This window comes from Xanthomonas sp. LMC-A-07, assembly GCF_030208825.1.
In the GTDB taxonomy this organism is placed as follows: Bacteria; Pseudomonadota; Gammaproteobacteria; order Xanthomonadales; family Xanthomonadaceae; genus Xanthomonas; species Xanthomonas campestris.
Window position 1 is genome coordinate 160,157 of sequence record NZ_JARVTF010000001.1, and the last position, 22,685, is coordinate 182,841.

Here is a 22,685-nt window from a genome sequence, read left to right on the forward strand (position 1 = left end):
ACGCGGAACCGAGGAAGACCAAATGAAGCGACTGCTGACACTGATGGTGCTGGGCCTGTTCTCGGCCGGCATGATGACTGGCTGTAACACCATGGCTGGTGCCGGAAAGGACATGCAGGGTGCGGGTGACAAGGTCGAGAAGACCGCCGACAAATGCAGCGACGGTAAGTGCTGATCATCGGTTTTGTTTGATCTGTTTGGTTGGTCTTGATTGATCTGCGGCAACCGCCGCGTGCCTATGAAGGAGTGAGTTTATGAAGCGTGCAATTGCATTGTTGGTGCTGTCGATGTTGTCGGTTGGAATGCTGGCGGGTTGCAACACCGTCGCAGGTGCTGGCAAGGACGTGCAGGGCGCTGGCGAGAAGGTGGAAGACGCCGCGCGCAAGTGATCCACTTGCTGCATCGGTGAACAAAAAACGGGCCGAAAGGCCCGTTTTTTTGTGGGTGACGCAATGGCGCGCGGCGCTATGTGCCGGTGCAGTGCACCTCCGTCGCACGCCGCTGCGATGGCAACCGTTCATCGCGGTGAGTGCGCGCTCGACATCTTTTGACCTGTGCCGAACGCGGCCAGAATCAAGCTGGCGCCACGGTCAATCGCGGCCGCAAGCAGCGGAGAATCGCAATGAACACTGACATCATTTCCGGCAAGTGGACCCAGCTCAAGGGCCAGATGCAGGCCAAGTGGGGCGACCTCACCGACGACGATTTCAAGGTGGCCGAAGGCAATGCGGAATACCTGCAAGGCAAGCTCCAGGAGCGCTATGGCTGGGACCGTGACCGCGCACAGACCGAGGTGCGCGCCTTCGAGAAGTCGCTGCGCGACGACCGCTAAGGCACGCCGCGCCCGCTCGCCGATCGGCTGAGCAGCGTGTGCAAGGGACGGGCCGCACTGCGGCCCGTCTTTCGTTGTACGCGGCACCGGCGCTAGGCGCTGCCGGATGCCCTGGCGCGGAACCGTTAAACTTGCAGGCTGATTCCCTGGCCTATGCAGATGACCACTCGCGTTCTTACCGGCATCACTCCCTCCGGCACACCGCACCTGGGCAACTACGTCGGTGCGATCCGTCCTGCCATCCAGGCCAGCACGGCCACCGATGCCGAGAGCTTCTACTTCCTGGCCGACCTGCACAGCCTGATCAAGGCACAGGACCCGGCGCGGACGCAGCGCTCCACGCTGGAAATCGCAGCCAGCTGGCTGGCCTGTGGCCTGGATCCGGACAAGGTGTGGTTCTACCGCCAGTCCGATGTGCCGGAGACCACCGAATTGATGTGGTTACTGACCTGCGTGGCCGGCAAGGGCATCCTCAACCGCGCGCATGCCTACAAGGCGGCGATGGACAAGAACCGCGCCGAGGGCGAGGACGAAGACGCCGGGGTCACCGCCGGATTGTTCATGTATCCGGTGCTGATGGCCGCCGACATCCTGATCTTCAATGCGCACAAGGTGCCGGTGGGACGCGACCAGATCCAGCACATCGAGATGGCGCGCGATTTCGCGCAGCGCTTCAACCATGTGTATGGGCAGGACTATTTCACCCTGCCCGATGCGGTGATCGATGAGCAGGTGGCCACCTTGCCGGGCCTGGATGGCCGCAAGATGAGCAAGAGCTACAACAACACCATTCCGTTGTTCGCCCCGCGCGAGGAATTGCGCAAGCTGGTGTTCTCGATCCTGACCGACTCGCGTGCGCCGGGCGAGGCCAAGGGCACGCAGGGCTCGGCGCTGTTCCAGCTGTATCAAGCCTTCGCCACGCCGCAGGAAACCGCTGCGTTTGCGCAGGCGTTTGCCGATGGCATCAGCTGGGCCGATGCCAAGCAGCAACTGTTCGAACGCATCGATCTGGAGATCGCACCGCTGCGCGCACGCTATGAGGCATTGATGGCCGAGCCGGCCAAGATCGAGGCGACGCTGCGTGCCGGCGGTGCGCGCCTGCGTGCCCGTTATGCCACGCCGCTGCTGGCGCAACTGCGCGATGCGGTGGGCTTGCGCGATCTGTCCAGCCAGGCCAGCGCAGTGGCTCCGGCGACGACGGCAAAGGCTGCATTACCGGTGTTCAAGCAATACCGCGAGAGCGATGGCCAGTTCTATTTCAAGTTGCACGACGCGGCCGGCACCTTGCTGTTGCAGAGCGATGGCTTTGCATCGCCGCGCGAGGCGGGCCAGCTGATTGCGCGCTTGAAACAGGCCGAAGACACCACCCAGCTGCAATTGCCGGGTGTGCAGCTGCCCGCCGATGCGGCGCCGGTGCTTGCCGCATTGCGCGCGCTGCGCGAGGCGTGATTGTCGCCGCTTGACGTGGTCCACAGCGGCCCGCTGCGCACGCGTCTACACTTGAGGCTGCGCATGGCAATCGTGTGGTGGGCATGACAGAACCCGTCGAGCATGGCATCCAGACCATCGACACCGGCTTTGGCGGCGCGAACTTCGATGCTGCCTACCTGATCGTCGACGAGCAACGCGGCGCATTTGTCGATTGCGGCACCAGTTTGTCGGTGCCGCACATGCTGGCGGCGTTGCCCCATGCCGGGCTGATGCCGGCGCAGGTGGAGTGGTTGATCCTGACCCACGTGCACCTGGATCACGCTGGCGGCGCCGGTGCCTTGCTGCAGCACCTGCCCAACGCGCGCGTGCTGGTGCATCCGCGCGGCGCGCCGCATCTGATCGATCCGGCGCGTCTGATTGCCGGCGCCACCGCCGTCTATGGCGTCGAGGCGATGGCGCGCAGTTATGGCGAAATCCTGCCGGTGCCGGCCGAACGCGTGGTGCAGGCACCGGACGGGCACACGCTGCTGCTGGGTACACGTGCGCTGCAATGCATCGACACGCCCGGGCATGCGCGGCATCACCTGTGCCTGTGGGATGCGCGCAGCCGCAGCTGGTTCACCGGCGACACCTTCGGGTTGTCGTATCGCCAGCTCGATAGCGCGCAGGGCGCCTTCATCCTGCCGACCTCATCGCCGGTGCAGTTCGAGCCCGACGCCATGCTGCAGTCCATCGGACGGTTGATGGCAATGGCGCCAGAGGCGATGTATCTCACCCACTATGGTCGCGTGACCCATCCGCAGCGATTGGCGAAGGCGCTGGTGCAGCAGATCCATGCGATGACCGAGATCGCGCACGGCTGTGCCGAGCGTGCCGACCGCCACCGCTGTCTGGTGGCCGCATTGACCGCGCTCTACCTGGAGCGCGCACGCCAGCATGGCTGCCCGTTGGACGATGCCGCGGTGGAGCACTTGCTGGCCACCGATATCGAACTCAATGCGCAGGGATTGGCCTGCTGGCTGGATCGGCCGGTGCGCGCGGGCTGAGGCAGCGTGTGGCGTGTGGCTGCGCTGCAAGTCATGGCAACCGCGTACGAATCACTGCGCAGCACGCTTGCTCGTATCGCGCAGCAACACAGCGCTACGGTTTTGCGCGCGCGCTTTGTAAACTGTTGGTCATCTTTGAGTTGCAAGGCCACGCCGTGAATCCGATGCGCATCCTGCTGTTGTCCGCCTGCCTGTTTGTGGGAGGTGTGGCGCAGGCCGCCAACGATCTGCCCGGCGGCGGGATCGATGCCGAAGCGCTGTCGCGGCATGTGCGCCTGCTGGCGTCCGACGATTTTGAAGGTCGTGCACCGGCCAGCGCCGGCGAGCAGCGCACCGTGGATTATTTGGTCGAGCAATTCAAGGCCGCAGGGGTGCAGCCCGGTGGCGAGCAGGGCGGGTGGACCCAGGCGGTGCCGCTGGTGCGTGCGCAGGTGGATGGGCCGGTCCGCGCGACGTTGCATGTGGGCGGCAAGGACCAGACCCTGGTCAACGGCACCGATGTGACCTTGCAGAGCCTGCGGCCGATCGACACGGTGGCATTGAAGAATGCACCGCTGGTGTTCGTGGGCTACGGCATCAGCGCGCCGGAACGGCAGTGGGACGACTACAAGGGCGTGGACCTGCGCGGCAAGATCGCGGTGGTGCTGATCAATGATGCCGACTTCGCTACGCCGCAGCCGGGCGCATTCGACGGCAAGGCGGTGACCTACTACGGCCGCTGGACCTACAAGTACGAAGAAGCCGCGCGCCGCGGCGCTGCCGGTGTATTGATCGTGCACGAGACCGCGCCGGCCGCGTATGGCTGGGCCACGGTGCAGAGCTCCGGCCTGTCGCCGCTGTTCGATATCGAACGCAGTGATGCCGACGCCCGCGCGCAGCACGTGCCGGTGCGTGGCTGGATGCAGCGTGCATTAGCGGAATCGTTGTTCCAGCGCGCCGGCCTGGATTTCGAGCAGGCCAAGCAGCGTGCGCAGCAGCGCGACTTCGCACCGATCGCGCTGGGCGATGCGCGCCTGTCGGTGGACTTCAAGCTCAAGCGCGAGCGGGTGGTAACCCACAACGTGGTGGGCAAGCTCACCGGTAGCCAGCATCCGGATGAGACGGTGATCTTCTCCGCGCACTGGGATGCGTTTGGCGTTGGCAAGGCCGATACAAGCGGCGACACGATCCGGCGCGGTGCGGTGGACAACGCCACCGGCGTGGCCAGCGTGCTGGAACTGGCGCGCGTGTTCGCTGCCGGCCCCAGACCGCAGCGCACGCTGTACTTCATTGCGTTGACGGCCGAAGAGAAGGGCCTGCTGGGTGCCAACTACTACGCGGCACATCCGCTGGCGCCGTTGGACAAGACCGTGGCGGTGCTCAACATGGAGATGTTCAGCCCGGATGGCCCGACCCGCGACATCGCCTCGTGGGGCCGTGGACGGGTGTCGCTGGAGGGCGATCTGGAACAGGCGGCCAAGGCGCGTGGGCGCACGTATTCGCCGGACCCGAATCTGGAAGCGGGCTTCTTCTACCGCGCGGATCATTTCGCGTTTGCCCGCATGGGTGTGCCGGCGATCACCGCAGGCCCGGGCCTGGACATGCTCGATGGCGGCGTGGCTGCCGGCAAGGCGCTGCGCGATACCTACTTTGCGCAGTGCTATCACCAACCCTGCGATCGCTGGACCCCGCAATGGGATGCCAGCGGCCATGCGGCCGACACCACGCTGGTCTATGACGTGGGCGTGGCGCTGGCCAACAACCGCCAATGGCCGAGCTGGCAGGACGGGTCGGAATTCAGGGCGATCCGCAGCAAGAGCGATGCGGCGCGCAAGTAAGCGCGGCGCGGTGCAGGTGCCCGGCGCGGTGGTCAGGCCCGGGCATCGCTGAGTGCAGATGCACCTTCAGCTGTATCGCGCACGCCGCCGAAGGATTGCGGCAGTGCCCAAGCAATCTGACCCTCAGCGGCACGGATAGCGTTTGGCCAGCGCCTGCAGGATCAAGCCGGGAGCGGGCTCTTCCAGACGCTTCAACGGCAGCGCCGCAAGGTCGGCAATGATGGCCTGCAAGTCCGGCGGGCCGGCCTTGCCTGCGGGCATGCACCACTTGGTGCGATAGCCGGTGCTGGCGACGCCGAGCACGTACGCGCCGGCGCGGCTGGCCGAGACCATGACCTTGAGTTCGGGCTGCCCGGGTGCGTCGATTTCCGGTGCCAGCGAACCGTCCAGTCCGGCATCGATCAGCGCCTGCCCGGTGAGTTCCCAAGGCTCGGGCGTGCGCGCCGCTGCAGTGGTGGAGAGCAGGCTCAGGGCGGCCAGGGCCAGCAAGGTGATGCGACGCTGCATAAGCATTCCATCGTGATGAGAGTCGGTAGGCACCATAACGTGCGCGGCAGGCGAGCGCATGCGGCACGTGGGCGTGTGCAGGTGCTCTAGAATTGAAGCTTCCGCTGCACTTGGCATGTCCGATGTCTTCCTCTCACAACGCTGCCGCGCCTGCGCCTGCGCGCAACGGGCTGGTCGTTCTCGCGCTGCTGCTGGTCTACGTGGTGTGGGGCTCGACGTACCTGGTGATCCGCTTCGCCCTGGCCGGCGGCGCGCAACCGCTGACGATGGTGTCCGGCGCGCGCTTCATCGTTGCCGGCACGCTGTTGTATGCGGTGCTGCGCTGGCGTGGCGTGGCCGCACCGACACCCGCGCAATGGAAGAATGTGGCGTTCATGGGCGCGGCACTGTTGCTGTTGGGCAACGGCATGGTGGTGCTGGCCGAGCGCAGTGTGTCGTCGGGCCTGGCGGCGACCGCGGTGGCATCGGTGCCGTTGTGGATGGCCTTGTTCGGCGCGTTGCGCGGCCAGCACGCCAGCCGCGGCGAATGGCTGGGCATCGTGATCGGATTTCTTGGCGTGGTCTGGCTCAATGCCGGCAGCAGCCTGACCGCCACGCCGGGTGGGCTGGTGTTGTTGCTGATCGCGCCGATCGGCTGGGCGTTCGGCTCGGTGTGGTCGCGCGGGCGTGATCTGCCGACCCCGTTCATGACCGCCGCCGGGCAGATGTTGTGCGGCGGCGTGTTGCTGGTGAGCACCGGCCTGTTGCTGGGCGAACGCCCGCACGCCTGGCCCACCACGCAGGGCCTGCTGGCGGTGGCCTACCTGTGCGTGTTCGGCTCGATCGTGGCGTTCACCGCGTACGTGTGGCTGTTGCATCACGTGCGCCCGGCACTGGCCGGCAGCTATGCGTACGTCAACCCGGTGATTGCGGTGAGCCTGGGTGCCTGGCTGGGCCACGAACGTTTCAGTGCGCACGATATCGGCGCGATGGCGGTGATCCTGTGCGGCGTGCTGGTGGTGACGCTTGCCAAGGCGCGCCGATGAGCGCGGTGTCGCCGGCCGAAGCGCGCCGTGGGTTGTTGATCACCGCCTCCACCTTCGTGTTGTGGGGCGTGATTCCGCTGTACTGGCATGTGCTGAAGGCGGTGCCGTCGCTGCAGATCATTGGTCATCGCATCGTCTGGAGTGCACTGCTGGTGGTGGCGTGGCTGGTGGCCACCTCCGGCTTGCGCTGGTGGCGCACGATCGCCGCGCAGCCGCGCGCGCTGGCGATGCTGGCCGGCAGCAGCGTGGCGATTGCCTTCAACTGGGGCCTGTATATCTGGGCGATCAACGCCGGGCATGTGATCGAAAGCAGCCTGGGCTACTTCATCAACCCGCTGCTGAGCGTGCTGCTGGGCGTGGTGGTGTTGAAGGAGCGCCTGCGGCGCCTGCAATGGGTGGCGGTGGCATGCGCGGCGCTGGGCGTGCTGTGGCTGACGCTCGATGCGGGCGCGCCGCCGTGGATCGCGTTGGGGCTGGCGAGTTCGTTCGGGTTGTATGGCTTGCTGCGCAAACTGGTGGCGGTGGATCCGGTGGCCGGCCTGGGCGTGGAAAGCGTGTATCTGTTCGTGCCGGCACTGCTGCTGGTGGGCTGGGGCGAGTACGGCCACGGCGGCGGTTTTATCGGTAGCTGGAGCCTGGGCACCGACGCGATGCTGATCTTCGGCGGCGTGGTCACCGCCTTGCCGTTGATCGGGTTCGCCTACGGTGTGCGGCGCATTCCGCTGTCGCTGGTGGGCATCCTGCAATACATCGCGCCGAGTCTGCAGCTGCTGCTGGGCGTGTGGTTCTTCCATGAGCCATTCGACCAGGGCCGTGCGATTGGATTTGCCGCGATCTGGCTGGGCTTGTTGTTGTTCGTCGGTGACAGCGTGTGGCGTGCGCGCAGGCCTGCGGCGTCGCGCTGAGCGCAACGCGTGACGCATGCAGGTGTGAGAGTGCGCGCGGACGTGGTCGCGTGCTTGATGTACCTGCGCACGCGGGACTCGATGTGCGATCTGGTTTCGCTACGCGCGTATCGCCGCGCAGTGCTCTGAAGCGACGGCCTGCCCTGCGATCAGCTACGCGGCGGCGTTGCCGCTGCCGCGACAGCAAGCGTGGAGGCTGGAAGCGCCTGCGGGGCCGGGCAAGTGCCGCGGTCCTGTTGCGTTTGCGCCAGCCAGGCATCGATCGGCTGCGCCAGCAGGTCCAGGCGCAAGGGCAGGCTCAGATGGTCTTCGTCGTGCAGCTCAAGGTAGTGCGCGCGCGGGCTGGCCAGGGCGAGGGCGCGGCCATGCGCCACCGGAATGTGCTGATCGGCATCGCCATGCAACAGCAGCACGCAGCTGCGCGTGGCGGCCAATGCCTGGGTGACGTCGACATGGTCCAGATCCAGCTGCAATTGCGTGTCTGCCGCGGCAATCACCGCATCGATGTCCTGGCCGCCATAGCGCCAGCGCGCATACGCTGCCACCGCCTGCCCACGCCAGCCGTTGGGCTGGCTGGCGAGCAGGTGCGGCACCATGTCGCGAATGCCGCGCCCGGCATTGGCGAAGGATTCCATGGCCACCACGCCGGCCACGCGGTCGCCCAGTTTGTCGGCGGTGAACAGCGCGGTGGCCGCGCCGTAGGAAATCCCGAACAGGTACAGCGGGCCCTGGATCTCGCCGCGCGGCTGCAGTGCATTGATCACATCGATGACGTCGTCGGACTCACGCGTGCCGTAGCCGGACGGGCCACCGCCGGAATGGCCGTGGTTGCGCAGGTCGATGGTGACCACGCGGTAGCCGGCCTGCGCCAACTCCAACGACCACGGCAGCAGCGAATCGCCATCCATCATCCAGCCGTGCAGCAGTACCACGGTGCCGCGCGGTGTGGCCGGCGCGGCCGCGGCGGGCACGGTAAAGCTGAAATCCACGTCCAGCGCATGCGCCGGGTCATGCCGCTGGCCGCGGTAGCGGTAGCGCATTGCGTATTGGCCCGGATCGATTGCGCGCCAGAAGATCGGCACCTGATCGCGGGTGACCACGTGCCCGCTGCGGCTGGGCACGCTGGCGATGGTGGCGGCAATGCGCTCTTCGTCCAGCAACGGCGAGGTGCCGCCGGGCGCGACCAGGCGCTCGCTCAGCGAGGTGGAGGACGAGGAACAGCCGGCCAGCCAAAGGCAGGCGCAGGCCAGCAGGAGCAGGCGCGTCATGGCAATGCATCGAAGGGCGAAGCGGCCGAGCAGACTACGGCCTGCCTGGCGCGCGCATCTACCGCAGTGCGGTGACAAAACGATGACAGTCCGCCCGGCGTTCAGCCGCAGCCAGATGGTTTGCCCTGGCTGTTACGCATCCCCATTCCCCACTCCCGGCGGGCCACCGCCCGCCTCACACCTCGCGCAATGCCGTGGTGATCGGCAAGCGCGCCGCGCGTAATGCCGGGAACAGCCCGCCCACCAGCCCAATGCCCAGCGCCCATTTCAGCCCGCTCCACAGCAGCTCTGGCGACACCTTGAACTGGAACACCACCTGGCTGAAGTTGTTGCCCAGCGTGGAGACGGTGTAGCCGTTGAACACTGCCCAGGCGATCAGCCCGCCCAGCAGGCCGCCGAGCAGGGCGAGCAGCATGGTTTCCAGCATCAGCGCCATGATCACCGGCAGCCCGCGGAAGCCGATCGCGCGCATGGTGGCGATCTCGCGCGCCCGTGTGGCTACGGCGGCATACATGGTGTTGAGCGCACCAAACACCGCACCCACCGCCATGATCGCGCCGATCACCGTGCCCAGAATGCTGATCAACTTGTTCAAGCCGCCGCCCTGCTTGCCGTAGTACGCACGGGTGGTGTCCACATCCAGTTTGAGCCGTGGATCGGCGGCCATGGCGGCCTTGAACTGGGCAAACCCCGGTTTGCCGGCGGTGCGCGCGGTGATCGACTGGTACGCGCTGCGGTTGTAGGTGGTGGCCAGGGTCTGCGCGTCGGTCCACATCTCCGAGTCGTGCGCATCGCCGGACGCGAATACGCCCACCACCGTCCACTGCTGGCTGCCCAGGGTGAGCGTCTTGCCCAGTTCCAGTCCGCGGAACTGATTCAACGCGCCCTTGCCGACCACGATCTCGCGCAGGCCGGGCGTGAAGTGGCGGCCCTGCACCAGCTTGACCTTGGTGTGCACCGCCCAGGCCTGTTCGCCCACCCCGCGCAATTGCGCGTTGACGTCGGTGCCATCGGATTTGGAGGCGATGTTGACCACCTGCGCCAATTCCGGCGACAGCAGCGGGCGCCCGTTGGCATCGGTCGCAATGCCGGGCAGGTTGCTGATCAACGGCACCAGATCGCGGGTAATCACCGAGTTGGTTTCCGCTTGCGAGCCGCCGCGCAACACAATCGCGGTGCTGTCGTCGCCGGTGTTGTTGAGCGTGGCCTGAAATCCCTGACCCATCGCCAGCATCGCCACCAGCACCCCGACCACCCCGGCGATGCCGACCACGATCACCGAGCTGGAGCCCCAGCGTTGCGGCAACGTCGCAATGCCGATGCGTGCCGCCGCCAACGACAGCCGGCCGCTGCGTGTGACCACCAACCACACCGCCAACAGCGCGGCGATCGGCAGCAACAACGTCCATGGCAAGGCGATCCACGCAGCCAGGCCGATTGCCAGCAGCACCACCGACAGCAGATTGACCAGACGGTTCTTCCATTTGCTTTGCATCTGCGTGCTCCTGTCAGCGGCCGGCGAGGGCATCGACGATCTTCAAGCGCTGCGCGCGTAACGCCGGCAGCACACCCACCACGATGCCGATCCCGGCCATCAGGCCCAGGCCGACCAACCAGGTCTGCAGCGGCACCGTCTGTGTCGGCATCAGGCCACCGCTACGCGCGGCCACCATCGGAATCACCAACGCCGACAGCCCCATGCCGATCAACCCGCCCAGGCCAATCAGCAACACCGATTCGACCATCACCAACGTCAGCACGGTGCGGTCCTGGAATCCCAGCGTCTTGAGCGTGGCCAGTTCCGGAATGCGCTCGCGCACCGCCTGCGCCATGGTGTTGCCGGTCAGCAGCAGCAAGGTGAAGAACACTGCGGCCATGATCGAGGTGACGATCAAACCGATGTCGGCGAACTGCTTGAGAAAGGCCTGCTGGAACGCTGATTCGGTCTGCGACTTGGTTTCATGATCGGAGTTGGCTGACAACGCATCGATCGCCAATGCCACGCGCGAGGCCTGGTCGGCACTGCGCAAGGTCACCGTGTACCAGCTCACCTGGTTCTTGATGTAGTCGTTGGATTCGTCGAAATATTTCCAGTTCATCATCAACTGGCGTTCCTGGTTGGCTGCCACGGTGCGGTCCTTCATGCGGAAGATACCGACCAGTTGCAGCGGCCAATCGTTGCTACCGCTGCGCGGGAAGATGGTGGCCTGCAGCGGAATGGTGTCGCCGATCTTCCAGCCGAATTGCTTGGCCAGCGACTCGCCGACCACCGCGCCGGTGCGCGTGGTCTGGAAGGCCTTGAGCTGGTCCTTGGGTAGCTGGTATTCGCTGTAGACGTCGAAGAAGTTCGGCGCCACCGAAAAGTTCGGGAAGAAATTCTTCGGGTCCTGGTAGATGCCGCCGAACCACATCGCCGAGGTCACATCGCGCACGCCCGGCACGCTGCGAATCTGGTTTTCCAGGCGGATCGGCAGCGATTGGGTGATCGATAGCCGCGAGGCCACCACCAGCCGGTCCACGCCGCTGACATTGCCACCGGAGGTAAACGCCACGCGCACCGAATCGAGCATGCCGAACAACAGGAACGCCGCCACCACCGACAGCAGCGTCAGCAACGTGCGCGTCTTGCTGCGGAACAGTTGCGCCCACACCAGCGAGAGATACTTCATGGCAGCGCTCCTTTACAGCGCGAGGGGCGCGTCGGCCAGCTCACCCTTGTCCAGGTGGATGGTGTGGGTGGCGTATTCGGCGGCCTTCGGGTCGTGGGTGACCATCACGATGGTCTTGCCGTGTTCGCGGTTGAGTTCCTGCAGCAGGCGCAGGATTTCCTCGGCGTTGTGGCGGTCCAGGTCGCCGGTGGGTTCGTCGCAGATCAGGAAGGTGGGGTCGGACACGATTGCGCGTGCAATCGCCACGCGCTGCTGTTGGCCGCCGGACAATTCACTGGGCTTGTGGTTGCGGCGTTCCTGCAGGCCGACCAGGGTCAGGGCGATTTCCGCATTGCGCTTGCGTTGGGCGGCGTTGAGCGAGGTGAGCAGCAAGGGCAGCTCCACGTTCTTCTGCGCGGTGAGCATCGGCATCAGGTTGTAGAACTGGAACACGAAGCCGACATGGTGGCTACGCCAGGTGGCGAGCTGGCCGCCACTCATGCGGTCGATGCGCTCGCCTTCGATCTCGATTTCGCCGCCGCTAGGCGTGTCCAGCCCGCCGATCAGGTTGAGCAGGGTGGTCTTGCCGGAGCCGGAGGGCCCCATCATGGCGACGAAATCGCCGCGGGCGATTTCCATGTCGATGCCGTGCAGCACCTGCACTTTTTCCGGGCCGCGTTGGTAGGTCTTGGTGATGTTGCGCAGGGTGACAAGGGCGGTCATGACGGTTCCTGACGGGGCAATGGCGGGAATGAAACGGCAAGGCAAAGCGACAACGCATGGCAGGACGACGGTGCAACACCGCGGCTACGCGCTGCGGCCAACTGGTGCTACACACGGTGGCCGCGATGCAGCGCCACAACGGCAAACACGGCGCACAGCGCGATCCAGCAATTCAACGGCGGGCACGACACAGCAAGACACACAGCACACCACGTTCGGCAGCTGCTGATTTCGACAAACGCCGCAGCGCTGCGCTGCAACCAGGTTGCGTCTGCTTAGAGCAGCTATCAAAACGACTGCGCAGCCGCCAGGCGGGCGCGGCCGGTGCTTGGAATCTGCATGTCCCCCGTACACTCCGGTTCCTCCGCGCCGTCCGCACCCACCTGACGACTGCTCGCTACGTTTTGTTAGCCGCTCTTAGTGCAAAGGCGCCATCGCGTGCGTCACTCGCTCTCGGCGGCCACCTCGGCCACCGTGTCGCCATCCTTCAACTGCGCCGGCGGCTGCAACACCACGCTGTCGCCGGCGGCGAGGCCCTTGCTGACCTGCCTGTCCTCGCCCAGGGTGATGCCGGGGGTGACGGTGTGCGCCTGCACGCGGTTTTTCGCATCGACCACGAAGGCAACCGTGGCGCCATTGCGCTCCACCAGCGCGGCGGCGGGCACGCGCACACCTTGCGGCGTGGCCGCTTCCTGCGGTTTGGCCGGTTCCAAAAAGCTCACTCGCACGCCCATTTCCGGCACGATGCGCGGGTCCTTGACCTTCAATGCCACGCGCACCTTCACCGTGGCCTTGCCGCGATCGGCGGTGGGGATGATGGCAATCACCTCGCCGGGAATCTTCCACTCCGGGTAGGCATTGAGCACCGCTTCGACCGGCATCTTCGGCTGCACCCGGCCGATGTAGGACTCGCCCACTTCCACCTCGATTTCCAGCGATTCCATGTCGACGATGGTGCCGATACCGGTACGGGTGAAGCCGCCGCCGGCCGACAGCGGCGAGACGATTTCGCCCGGCTGCGCGGCCTTGGCAGTGACCACACCGGCAAACGGCGCGCGCACCACGTTGAAGTCCGAGCGGATCGCCGAGATCGCCAGTTGATTGGAGGCCACCTGCACATTGCGCTGCGCATTCTGCAGCTGCGCACGCAAGGCATCGCGCTGCGCGGTGGCCTGCTCGTACTGCGAGCGCGAGACCAGTTGCGCCCCTACCAGCGATTGCAGACGCGAGGCATCGGCATTGGCCACTGCCAGCTGCGCCTGCATGTTGTCCACCTGGCTGCGTGCGGCCGACAGTTGCGAGGCGGACAAGGTGCGTTGCGCATCGGCGTCCAGCGGGTCGAGCGTGGCCATCACCTGGCCTTCTTCCACGCGCATGCCTTCTTCGATCATCACCTCGCGCACCTTGCCGGTGACCTGCGCCGACACCGTGGCCATGCGCCGTGCCACCACATAACCGGAAGCATCCAGCACCGAGGCGCTGCTGCTGCCGGCGCTGATCGCCACCACCGGTGCGGTCTGCACTTCGATGACCTGGCGCCGGTTGAACCACCACAACGCGGCGGCAACGATGACGACGAGCACGATGGCCAGGCCGATCCACAGCCCACGCCGGGACGGGGCCGGTGGTGGGGTCTGGCGATCGATACGGAGTTGCTTGAGCAGATCGGCGGAAGTGTTCATCGTTGACCGTGACGGGGTGCTGCGCGAAATGTGACCGGCCGGGCGCCGTGCCGCAAGCTGCCGGAAGTCACCAGCAATACGAAGGCGACCAACGGGGTTGGTGCCGCGCAGCATGCAACCGCTGCATCGTGCCCGCCAGTGACAGCTGTCACCTGCCGCACATGACAGCGGCAACTGGGCGCGGCGGTGGCAGTGGGCGATGCTGGGCGCGTGCCAGGCTGTCGTGTTCGCCAGGCATGCGGTGCCAGCGCTGCGCCCGTCGCATCGCAGGTGTACGCATTGGCGCACGCGACAAGCGGGCCGTGCCTTACAGACCGGCTGCGTGCTCAACTGTTCCAGTCCACTGCGCGCACCGCAGTGGCAGACTCCAGCTTCCTCACCGGACTCATCCAGATGCGCTTTCCGCTTCCTGCCTGGTTACGCCCCGCCGCCAACTCGCAGGTCAGCGCACGCCTTGCGCAAGGGCAGTCGCCCTGGATGGATTGCGTGCACCTGCTGTGGTCGGCCTGGATCTTTGTGGTGCCGGTGTTTTCTTCGCGTGGATACGATGCCACCTGGCTGCTGTGCACGCTGCTGTCGTATCCGGTGTTCCTGCTGTTGTACGCGCGCATGCTGCTTGCCCCGCGCGGCCAGTTGTATCGCTACGCCTGGGCCATGGGCGTGCTCAGCGCGGCCTTGCTGCCGGTGTATTCCTCCGGCATCAGTTATTTCGTGTTTGCCTGCCTGAGCCTGCGCCCCTCCACGCGGCACGCACTGTGGCGGCACTTCGGCATGCTGGTGCTGATGAACCTGCTCTACCTGGCCTGGGCGCGTTGGCTGGGGCTGGGCTGGCAATCGCTGGTGTGGTTGCCGGTTTCGGTGCTGGGCATGGCGGCGGTTGGCGCGGTGTACAGCGTCAACGAGCGCAAGGACATGCTGCTGCGGCTGTCGCAGGATGAAGTGCGGCGGCTGGCCGCCACTGCCGAGCGCGAGCGCATTGGCCGCGATCTGCACGATCTGCTCGGGCACACCTTGTCGCTGGTGGCACTCAAGTCGGATCTGGCCGCGCGCCTGATCGAGCGTGATCCGCAGGCGGCGCGCAGCGAGATCGATGCGGTGGCGCAGATCTCGCGTGATGCGCTGGCACAGGTGCGGCGCGCGGTTACTGGCATCCGTGCGGCCGGGCTGGTGGCCGAACTGGCCTCGGCGCGGGTGTTGCTGGACCTGGACGGCATCGTGCTGGAGCAGCACCTGGAAACGCTGGCCTTGCCAGCCGAACACGAGACCGCGCTCGCCCTAGTCGTACGCGAGGCCGCGACCAATGTGCAGCGCCATGCGCAGGCCAAACGCGTGCGGGTCCGCCTGCAGGCACAGGACGCGCAGGCAGTGCTGGAAATCACCGACGACGGGCGCGGTGGCGTGATCGTGCCCGGCAACGGCCTGGACGGCATGCGTACGCGCCTGCAAGGCCTGGGCGGTGCACTGGATGTGGAAGCGCTGCCGCGTGGCATGCGCTTGCGTGCCAGCGTGCCGCTGCCGCGCCCCACGCTGGCGCCGGCCACTCCGCCGCTGCCGGTGCCACTGATGCCACAGTCGCACTGACGGCGCATCGGTCGGTGCGCGTGTCGCATACACGCCAGGCGCCCGGCTGCTATCGTGCGCAGCCGTTGCATACATGCGAGCGCGAGCGATGATCCGTGTCCTGTTGGCCGAAGACCAAGCCTTGCTGCGCGGTGCGCTGGTGGCCTTGCTCGGCCTGGAAGACGACATCACGGTGGTCGGCAGCGCTGCCGATGGCGAAAGCGCCTGGCGCGAGCTGCAACGCCTGCAGCCGGACGTGCTGGTCACCGACATCGAGATGCCGGCCCTCACCGGCCTGGAGCTGGCGCAGCGCATCCAGCGGCAGGCGTTGCCGGTGCGCGTGATCATCGTGACCACCTTTGCGCGCCCCGGATTCTTGCGCCGCGCCCTGGATGCCGGCGTGGCCGGCTACCTGCTCAAGGATGCGCCGGCCGAACAATTGGTGAGCGCCTTGCGCACGGTGCAGCGCGGCGGGCGGGTGATCGACCCGCAACTGGCAATGGATGCCTGGGTGGAAGCCGACCCCTTGAGCGAGCGCGAGCGCACCGTGTTGCGGCTGGCCGGCGAAGGCCGCTCGGCCAGCGAGATCGCACAACAGCTGCAGTTGTCGCACGGCACCGTGCGCAATTACCTGTCCGAATGCATCGGCAAACTGGGCGTGGCCAATCGCATCGAAGCGTATCGCCTGGCGCGGCAAAAAGGCTGGTTGTGAGCAAGTGATGCGCTGATACGCGTGCATGCATGCGCGATGTTTGGCCGTTGCACGCGCGATGTAATGCGGTGACGTCTGTGGTGCAGAACACGCATGGACACCTATTCCAAAACGCAGGGAAAGGCATGCCACGCGTGCGCAGGTACACTCGTTGATGGGTGATCAACGCGAGCGCATTGCATGAAACATCTGTGGCTGTTGGGTCTGCTATTGGCCTGCGCATTCAACGCATCTGCCGAGCAATTCAAGATTCTGGTGGCGGCCATTCCCAACCAGTATCACCACGACTACATTCCCGTCGCCAAGCCGCAGTTCGAAGCGATGGCGCGCAAGCATTATGTCGAACTGGTGTGGGCCTGGAATGCCAAGGCCTTCGATGGCGATCTGTCGCAGTACGCGGCGATCGTCTTGCTCAACACACCGGCCACCGATCTGGATCCCGCCCAGCGCGCCAACTTTCAGAAGTACGTGCGTAACGGCGGCGGTGTGGTTGCCGTGCACAAGGCGTTTGCGATCAAGCGCGGTGACTGGGAGTGGTACGACCATTTGATCGGGCGGTCGTTCCGCACCCATCCCTACATGCAGACCGCCATGGTGGATGTGGTGGACGCCAATTTCCCCGCCACGGCCGGCTTGCCTGCGCGCTGGGTGTGGACCGATGAGTGGTACGAATACGACCCGCCTTACAGCGATGAGTTAGTGACGCTGATGACGGTGGACGAATCCAGCTACGACCCCACCTTGATCTGGCCCGGCCAGGTCGCCAAGGGCATGGGCAAACAGCACCCGGTGGCGTGGTACCACCACTTCGAAGGCGGCCGCGTCTTCGCCACGGCATTGGGCCATCTGGCCGAGGCCTACAACGACCCGCGCTATCTGGAGCATCTGTACGGCGGGATTTACTGGGCCGCGACCGGCAAGGGCATCGACGCATCTGCGCCAGAGGCCAAGACAAAACGCCAGCGCTAGCCCCTCTCCCGTCGGGAGAGGGGTTGGGGAGAGGGTACGCGGCAAAGCCACTCCAGACGGCGGCGAACCCGATGCTTCGCCCGTACCCGCATCCGCCCCTGCTGCGGAGCATCTTCTCCCGGCGGGAGAAGGGAGCGCCCCCCATCCATCAACGCGCCGAGCGCTCCCCGCGTGCCATGCTGGAAAACACGCCATCGCGGCGTACCCAGGCATGGAACAGCGCTGCGCTCAGATGCCCCAGCACGGTGGCGAACAACAGATACGCCAGCCAGCCATGCGCACTGCGCAGCCAGGCATAGAGCGCCGGGTCATGCGGCGCGATCGGCGGTAACTGCGCGCCCGGCCACAACACGATCGGATACGCACCGGCCGACAGCATTGCCCAACCGATCAGCGGCATGCCCAGCATCAACGCGTACAACAGCCAGTGCGAGGCGATGGCTGCCACCTTCTGCCAGGCCGGCAGATCGGAGGGCAGCGGCGGCGGGCGGTTCCGCAGGCGGTTGATCAACCGCAGCACGGCGAGAATCAAAATGGCGATGCCCAGCGGGCGATGCAGGTCGATCAACCACGGCCGCTGCGTCACCGAGGCCACCATGCCCACGCCGACAAACAGCATGGTCAGGATCATCGCGGCCATCAGCCAATGCAGCACGCGTGCGGGCAGATTGAAGTGGGTACGGCTGCTCATGGGTGGGCTCCCTGGCCGGTGGCGGCGCTGCCTTTGCCGTTGGCGATCTCGCGCTCGCGTCGATTGAACGATTGCGAATACACCGACGAGCGCGCCGCCAGGATCGGGTCGTTGGAGGCGGCAATGCCCTTGGGCAGGATCAGCGGGTCGTAGTTGAGATCGCGGCATGGGCCGCTGGCCTGCGGCTGCGCGTGGTCGAGCGACAACGTGCCGGCCACGATCTGGCGGCGGCTCGCCGGCCATGGCTGGGAGGGGTCATCCACCGGGTCGCCGGGCTCGGCGACGGTCAGCACCATGTCCCAGCGCAACGGCCCCTGCGCCAGGCGCGCATCCAGATCGGTGGCCAGAAAATCGCCATCGGCCTGCGCGCGTTGTTCCGCACTCAAGCCCTTGAACGGCGTGTGCGGGCGCATCGACCAGCGGATGTAGCGCTCGCGGCCATCGGCGGCCACCGCGCGGAAGGCGTTGACGCCGTTGTACTGGGTATTGGCCCAGCTGTCCGACCACGGCGCGGTCTTGGCCCACTGCTGGAATTTTGCCGCCTCCGGGTACTGTTTGCCGAACGCCGCCAGCTTGGCCGGATCGGGTTTGCCGGTGGCCGGATCGGGCTTGGAGGCGACGTTGAGCGCCTGAAACCCGGCCGGTGTGGCCACCACGAAAAACGGAAAGCTGTTCATGGCGGTGCGCCATTCCTGCCCGTCATCGCTGCGCAGCTGCAATGCCATGCTGCGCACGCGCGCCGCACCGTCGGCGCCATGCGGGTCGCCGCCGCCAATCGACATGCGGCCCAATACCGGTGTGCTGGGCTGGCTGAAAATGCGTGCCGACGACAGCCAGGTGGCCTTGCCACTGGACTGGAACTGCCCGCTCACGCACACGCCCTTGGTATGCGCACGCCGGAAGCCCGGATGCGGCGGCCCGCTGGATTCGATGGTGTCGGTCATGCGTGCGGCAGTGAGCCGGTCGCCGCCAATCCAGCCGGCGGTCCAGGCGAACGTGATGGCGATGCCGCCGGCAATCGCTGCGATACCCAGCAAGGGCACCACAGGGCTGCGTGCGCGGTGTGGCGAGGGAGGTGGCAACGACATGGCTGGCTCCGGGTGATGCGAGAGGTGATGTGGCGGTCGCCCGGGTCGGCCGCGCAATGGCCGCGGCAGAGGACGCCTGCGCCGCATCATCCGCAGGGCGCTGCTTGTAGCGTGTGATGTTGGCAACGCGCGGACAAGTGCCGGTGTGACCGGCGCTTGCAACGCGTGCGCCTGCACTGCGTCCCGCACGTCTCAGCGCGGTATCCGACGATGCCGGGCGCGCGCCGCGCCGGCCGTGTGCCTCAGCCGCCGTAACGCTGCTGCAGCATCGCGAAGGCCGAGCGCAACGCCAGTGCTTCGCCGCCGGCAGGGCGGCCTGGGCGGTCGCTGTCGTTCCAGGCGTAGACGTCCAGATGCGCCCACGCCAGGCCCGGGGCGATAAAGCGTTCCAGATACAGTGCCGCGGTCACCGCGCCGGCCATGCGCGAGCCGGCGTTGGCCATGTCGGCGACATGGCTGTTGAGATACCGCAGGTACGGGCGCCACAAGGGCATGCGCCAGACCGGGTCGCGGGTGCGTTCGCCAGCGCCCAACCAGGCCTGCGCCACTGCTTCGTCGTTGGCGAACAGCGCCGGCAGGTCCGGGCCCAGCGCAATGCGCGCCGCGCCGGTGAGCGTGGCGAAATCCAGGATCAGGTCCGGGCGTTGCTCGCTGGCGTAGCTGAGCGCATCGCACAGCACCAGGCGGCCTTCGGCATCGGTATTGTCCACTTCCACGCTCACGCCGGCGCGGGTGATGATCACTTCGCCAGGACGGAATGCATCCGGGCCCACGGCGTTTTCCACCGCCGGAATCAGCAACGTCAGCTGCACCGGCAGCTGCTGCGCCATCACCAGCCCGGCCAGCGCCAGTGCATGCGCGGCGCCGCCCATGTCTTTTTTCATGTTGCGCATGCCGTCGGCCGGTTTCAGGTCCAGCCCACCGGTGTCGAAGCACACGCCCTTGCCGACCAGCATCAGGTGCGGGTGTTCCGGCTTGCCCCAGCGCAGCACGATCAACCGCGGCGCCCGGTGCGAGGCACGGCCCACTGCATGGATGGTGGGGAAGTTCTGCGTCAGCAACTGCTCGCCGACAATCGCCTCGACCTGTGCGCCGTGCGTCTGCGCCAACGCGCGTGCGGCGTCTTCCAGATGCTGCGGGCCCATGTCTTCGGTGGGTGTATTGACCCAGTCGCGCACCTGCAGGCAGGCCTCGATCAGCGCGCGGGTATGCGCAGACGGCGCGGCGGCCAGTTCGGCCGGCGCACGCGGCACCTTGCGGTAGCGTGCAAAACGGTAGGCCCCCAGGCCCCAGCCCAGCTGCAGCAGCGCCTGTTCGGCTTCGTTCAACGGCGTGGCCAGCATCCAGCGGCTGGCCGGCGGCAGCGCCATCGGTGCATGCGCATACGCATAGGCGTCGGCGCGGTCACCAATGCCCAGCACCGCACCGGCCAGGCCCTGCTCACCGGGCAGCAGCAGCACGCTGCCGGGTGTGGCGTCGAAGCGTTGCGCCTGCGCCCATGCCAGCACCTGGGTGGGCTGGTCGGCACACCAGCTGGCAAACCCTTCGCGGTCGAGGACATGCAGCGGCAACGCCGCCGCGCTGGGGTCGGTGAAACCGGTGAGGTGGGACATGGGAATCCTCGAATGCGGCGCGGCATGCCGCGCAAAAGCTGCGGAAAGAAGGCGCCGGGTTTAGCCGGGCACGCACACGCCAGCGTGCGCCGCCGGTGTGTGGTGCACGTCCAGCCAATCGGCCAGCCCGGTCAGGCTGTCGAACTCCAGGTCCGGCTGCTGGGTGGAGTGCGACCACTGCGCCTGCTCGCGGTTGATCCAGCACGCGCGCAGGCCGGCATCGAGCGCGCCCAGCACATCCATGCGCACATGGTCGCCCACATGCAGCACCTGCGCGGGCGGCGCCTGCAGGCGCGCGCATGCGGCCAGGAAGATGCTCGGGTCGGGTTTTGCGCTGCCGTGTTCGCGCGAGCCAAGCTGGAAGGCGAAATGGTGCATCAGGCCGATGCGTTCCAGATCGGCATTGCCATTGCTCAGCGCAGCCACCGGCACGTGCGCGGCGATGCGTGCCAAGGCATCGAGCGCATCCGGATAGCATTCCACCTGATTGCGCGCGGCATAGAACACGTCATAGGCCGGCTCCAGCAGCGCCAGATCGCCGCCGCTGTCGCGCAAGGCCATCTCCAGGGTGAGCCTGCGCAGCGCGCTCAGGTCGTGATGCAGATGCGGGTTGTCGGCAAAGCTGCGCTCACGCAACTCACGCATCGCCTCCACCGGGAACCGCGCTGCGGTGACCGGGCTGTGCTCGCACATCCAGTCGTACAACACCTGATCGATGCGCGCACCGATCGGAGCGAAGGGCCACAACGTGTCGTCGAGGTCGATGGTGATGGCGCTGATTTGGAAACTCATCGCGAGATTGTAATGCCGGGAATGGGGAGTCGGGAATCGAGAATGGGTAGAGCGCAGCCACTGCTCTTGCGATTCCCGATTCCCGGCTACTCCAACAACCGCGCCCAGCGCTGCATGCCTTCCACCCGGCTGAGCACCATCTTGATGCAGACCAGCAGCGGCACCGCCAGCAGCAGGCCGACCATGCCCCACAGCCAGCCAAACAGCATCAACGCCAGGATCAACATCAGTGGCGAGATCGCCATGCGCCGGCCCAGCACGATCGGGGTAACCACCTGGCCTTCGATGGTGTGCAGCGCCAGATACAGGATGGCCGGCAGCAGCGAAGACAACGTGGTGCGGAATTCCACAAAGCCCATCAGCAACATCAGCATCACGCCGATCAGCGGGCCCACGTACGGCGCGAAATTCAGCAGCGCCACCACGGTGCCCCACAGCAGCGCTTCGGGCAGCGGAATCTTGAGCACGTACAGGATGCCGGCAAATACCAGGCCCACCAGCATATTGATCACGCTGATGGTGAGCACGTAACGCGAGACCTCGCGCTCGATATCCAGCATGATTTCGGTGGTGAAGCGTTGCTGCTGACGATTGGGCAGCAAGGCAATCGCATGCCGTTGCAGGCTCTCGCCATACACCATGAAGAAGAACGTCAGCAGCACCACCGCCAGCACCGAGGCGGCGAGCTTGGGTGTGCGGGTCAGTGATTTGTACGGGTCATCCAGCTGCGTGCGCACGATCTGGATGCCGCGTGCGCCTTCACCGCCGGCGGCGCGGGCAAAATTTTCCGCCGCCTGATTGGCCTGCTGCACCGGCTTGGTGAAGTCGCGCACATCGCGGGCGATCTGGCGCATCTGCCGCGGTGCCTGCTGCACCCATTCGGCCGCCGGGCCCGCCAATTGCGCAGCCAGTGCCACGGTGCCGGCCAGGCCCAGGCACAGGATCATCAAGGCGCCGAGAAAGCGCGGGATGTACAGCTTGCGCAGACCGCGCAGGATGGGGTTGCCGATCAGCGCGAAAAACGCCGCCAGCATCACCGGCAGGATGATCGTTTGCGCGGCCCAGAGCGTGTAGCCCACTGCCAGCGTGGCCAACACCACCAACGAGGCGGGTGCACGCGGGCGTGGCGCCGGTGGTGGCGGAAGCGAGTCTGCCGGTTCGGCGGCATCCAGTGAGTCAACGGGGAAGTTCATGCGCGCCCTGGCAGCAGCCGGCGAGGTGCCGGCGGTGGGCCATTATCAGCAGAACGTGTCAACGCCGCGCACAGAACTGTGCGCGGGAATTCAATGCTCGGAGAGCTCGGTAGCGGCCTCGGCCGCACGCGGTGCGCCACGCGGGTAGGTCGCCTGGGCCGGCGCCACAGTGGCCGTGGCCAG

Annotated in this window: 22 protein-coding genes and 1 other RNA gene; 12 read left to right on the top strand and 11 right to left on the bottom strand. The window is 66.3% G+C overall.

Annotated features, from left to right (window positions below):
• Positions 1–22: 22 nt before the first annotated feature.
• The 6 genes from QRM89_RS00665 to QRM89_RS00690 all read left to right on the top strand — a co-directional run bounded on the left by QRM89_RS00665 (position 23) and on the right by QRM89_RS00690 (position 5,126).
• Entirely contained in the window at positions 23–175 is a 153-nt protein-coding gene (locus tag QRM89_RS00665) for an entericidin A/B family lipoprotein (protein ID WP_011038999.1), read from the top strand.
• 79 nt (positions 176–254) lie between these two features.
• A complete protein-coding gene (locus tag QRM89_RS00670; protein WP_011270059.1) occupies positions 255–389 on the top strand; it encodes an entericidin A/B family lipoprotein in 135 nt (44 codons plus the stop codon).
• Between the two features lie 233 nt (positions 390–622).
• Positions 623–832, top strand: coding sequence for a CsbD family protein (locus tag QRM89_RS00675; RefSeq protein ID WP_011038998.1), 210 nt, complete (start codon positions 623–625; stop codon positions 830–832).
• A 159-nt stretch (positions 833–991) separates the two neighbouring features.
• Positions 992–2,281 carry a tryptophan--tRNA ligase gene (locus tag QRM89_RS00680; protein ID WP_285447057.1) on the top strand — a complete coding sequence of 430 codons (1,290 nt, stop codon included), beginning with the start codon at positions 992–994 and terminating at the stop codon, positions 2,279–2,281.
• Between the two features lie 83 nt (positions 2,282–2,364).
• Positions 2,365–3,309 (top strand): MBL fold metallo-hydrolase, encoded by a 945-nt coding sequence (locus QRM89_RS00685; RefSeq protein ID WP_285447058.1) that lies wholly within the window; start codon positions 2,365–2,367, stop codon positions 3,307–3,309.
• A gap of 164 nt (positions 3,310–3,473) precedes the next feature.
• On the top strand, positions 3,474–5,126 hold the full coding sequence (locus QRM89_RS00690; RefSeq protein WP_285447091.1) for a M28 family metallopeptidase: 1,653 nt from the start codon (positions 3,474–3,476) through the stop codon (positions 5,124–5,126).
• A 123-nt stretch (positions 5,127–5,249) separates the two neighbouring features.
• Here the strand turns inward: QRM89_RS00690 and QRM89_RS00695 are convergent, their stop codons facing one another.
• Positions 5,250–5,633 (bottom strand): Rap1a/Tai family immunity protein, encoded by a 384-nt coding sequence (locus QRM89_RS00695; protein ID WP_040942011.1) that lies wholly within the window; start codon positions 5,631–5,633, stop codon positions 5,250–5,252.
• Positions 5,634–5,755: 122 nt separating this feature from the next.
• Here QRM89_RS00695 and yedA point away from each other — a divergent pair, with 122 nt between their 5' ends.
• The gene (gene yedA, locus QRM89_RS00700; protein ID WP_011038991.1) at positions 5,756–6,658 is read left to right on the top strand and encodes a drug/metabolite exporter YedA; all 903 of its coding nucleotides are present in this window, start codon (positions 5,756–5,758) and stop codon (positions 6,656–6,658) included.
• Positions 6,655–7,563, top strand: a complete 909-nt coding sequence (gene rarD / locus QRM89_RS00705; protein WP_228437501.1) for an EamA family transporter RarD — start codon at positions 6,655–6,657, stop codon at positions 7,561–7,563. Before yedA ends, rarD begins: the two co-directional genes overlap by 4 nt.
• A gap of 149 nt (positions 7,564–7,712) precedes the next feature.
• Here rarD and QRM89_RS00710 read toward each other — a convergent pair whose 3' ends face one another.
• The 4 genes from QRM89_RS00710 to QRM89_RS00725 form a co-directional block, all read right to left on the bottom strand.
• Entirely contained in the window at positions 7,713–8,831 is a 1,119-nt protein-coding gene (locus QRM89_RS00710) for an alpha/beta fold hydrolase (RefSeq protein WP_285447059.1), read from the bottom strand.
• Between the two features lie 175 nt (positions 8,832–9,006).
• Entirely contained in the window at positions 9,007–10,326 is a 1,320-nt protein-coding gene (locus QRM89_RS00715; protein WP_285447060.1) for an ABC transporter permease, read from the bottom strand.
• A gap of 13 nt (positions 10,327–10,339) precedes the next feature.
• Positions 10,340–11,500 carry an ABC transporter permease gene (locus QRM89_RS00720; protein WP_070693771.1) on the bottom strand — a complete coding sequence of 387 codons (1,161 nt, stop codon included), beginning with the start codon at positions 11,498–11,500 and terminating at the stop codon, positions 10,340–10,342.
• Positions 11,501–11,512: 12 nt separating this feature from the next.
• Entirely contained in the window at positions 11,513–12,202 is a 690-nt protein-coding gene (locus tag QRM89_RS00725) for an ABC transporter ATP-binding protein (RefSeq protein WP_011038986.1), read from the bottom strand.
• A 339-nt stretch (positions 12,203–12,541) separates the two neighbouring features.
• Between QRM89_RS00725 and QRM89_RS00730 the strand changes: the two genes are divergently transcribed.
• Positions 12,542–12,615: non-coding RNA, sX9 sRNA (locus QRM89_RS00730), on the top strand.
• 30 nt (positions 12,616–12,645) lie between these two features.
• Here QRM89_RS00730 and QRM89_RS00735 read toward each other — a convergent pair.
• Positions 12,646–13,884: an efflux RND transporter periplasmic adaptor subunit gene (locus tag QRM89_RS00735; protein WP_285447061.1), complete on the bottom strand. Its 1,239-nt coding sequence runs from the start codon at positions 13,882–13,884 to the stop codon at positions 12,646–12,648.
• Positions 13,885–14,277: 393 nt separating this feature from the next.
• On the opposite strand from QRM89_RS00735, the gene QRM89_RS00740 reads away from it, so the two are divergent.
• From QRM89_RS00740 to QRM89_RS00750, 3 genes are all read left to right on the top strand, one after another.
• Entirely contained in the window at positions 14,278–15,465 is a 1,188-nt protein-coding gene (locus QRM89_RS00740) for a sensor histidine kinase (protein ID WP_285447092.1), read from the top strand.
• Between the two features lie 88 nt (positions 15,466–15,553).
• A complete protein-coding gene (locus QRM89_RS00745) occupies positions 15,554–16,156 on the top strand; it encodes a response regulator transcription factor (protein ID WP_014506244.1) in 603 nt (200 codons plus the stop codon).
• 180 nt (positions 16,157–16,336) lie between these two features.
• Positions 16,337–17,125 (top strand): ThuA domain-containing protein, encoded by a 789-nt coding sequence (locus QRM89_RS00750; RefSeq protein ID WP_076057139.1) that lies wholly within the window; start codon positions 16,337–16,339, stop codon positions 17,123–17,125.
• Positions 17,126–17,273: 148 nt separating this feature from the next.
• On the opposite strand, the gene QRM89_RS00755 is transcribed toward QRM89_RS00750, so the two are convergent.
• From QRM89_RS00755 to QRM89_RS00775, 5 genes are all read right to left on the bottom strand, one after another.
• Positions 17,274–17,816, bottom strand: a complete 543-nt coding sequence (locus tag QRM89_RS00755; protein ID WP_115531250.1) for a cytochrome b — start codon at positions 17,814–17,816, stop codon at positions 17,274–17,276.
• Positions 17,813–18,904 (bottom strand): catalase family peroxidase, encoded by a 1,092-nt coding sequence (locus tag QRM89_RS00760; RefSeq protein WP_285447062.1) that lies wholly within the window; start codon positions 18,902–18,904, stop codon positions 17,813–17,815. Before QRM89_RS00760 ends, QRM89_RS00755 begins: the two co-directional genes overlap by 4 nt.
• Positions 18,905–19,146: 242 nt before the next feature.
• Positions 19,147–20,517, bottom strand: a complete 1,371-nt coding sequence (locus QRM89_RS00765; protein WP_285447063.1) for a leucyl aminopeptidase family protein — start codon at positions 20,515–20,517, stop codon at positions 19,147–19,149.
• A 60-nt stretch (positions 20,518–20,577) separates the two neighbouring features.
• A complete protein-coding gene (locus QRM89_RS00770; RefSeq protein WP_285447064.1) occupies positions 20,578–21,309 on the bottom strand; it encodes an HAD family hydrolase in 732 nt (243 codons plus the stop codon).
• A gap of 86 nt (positions 21,310–21,395) precedes the next feature.
• A complete protein-coding gene (locus tag QRM89_RS00775) occupies positions 21,396–22,502 on the bottom strand; it encodes an AI-2E family transporter (RefSeq protein WP_011038977.1) in 1,107 nt (368 codons plus the stop codon).
• Positions 22,503–22,685 lie beyond the last annotated feature (183 nt).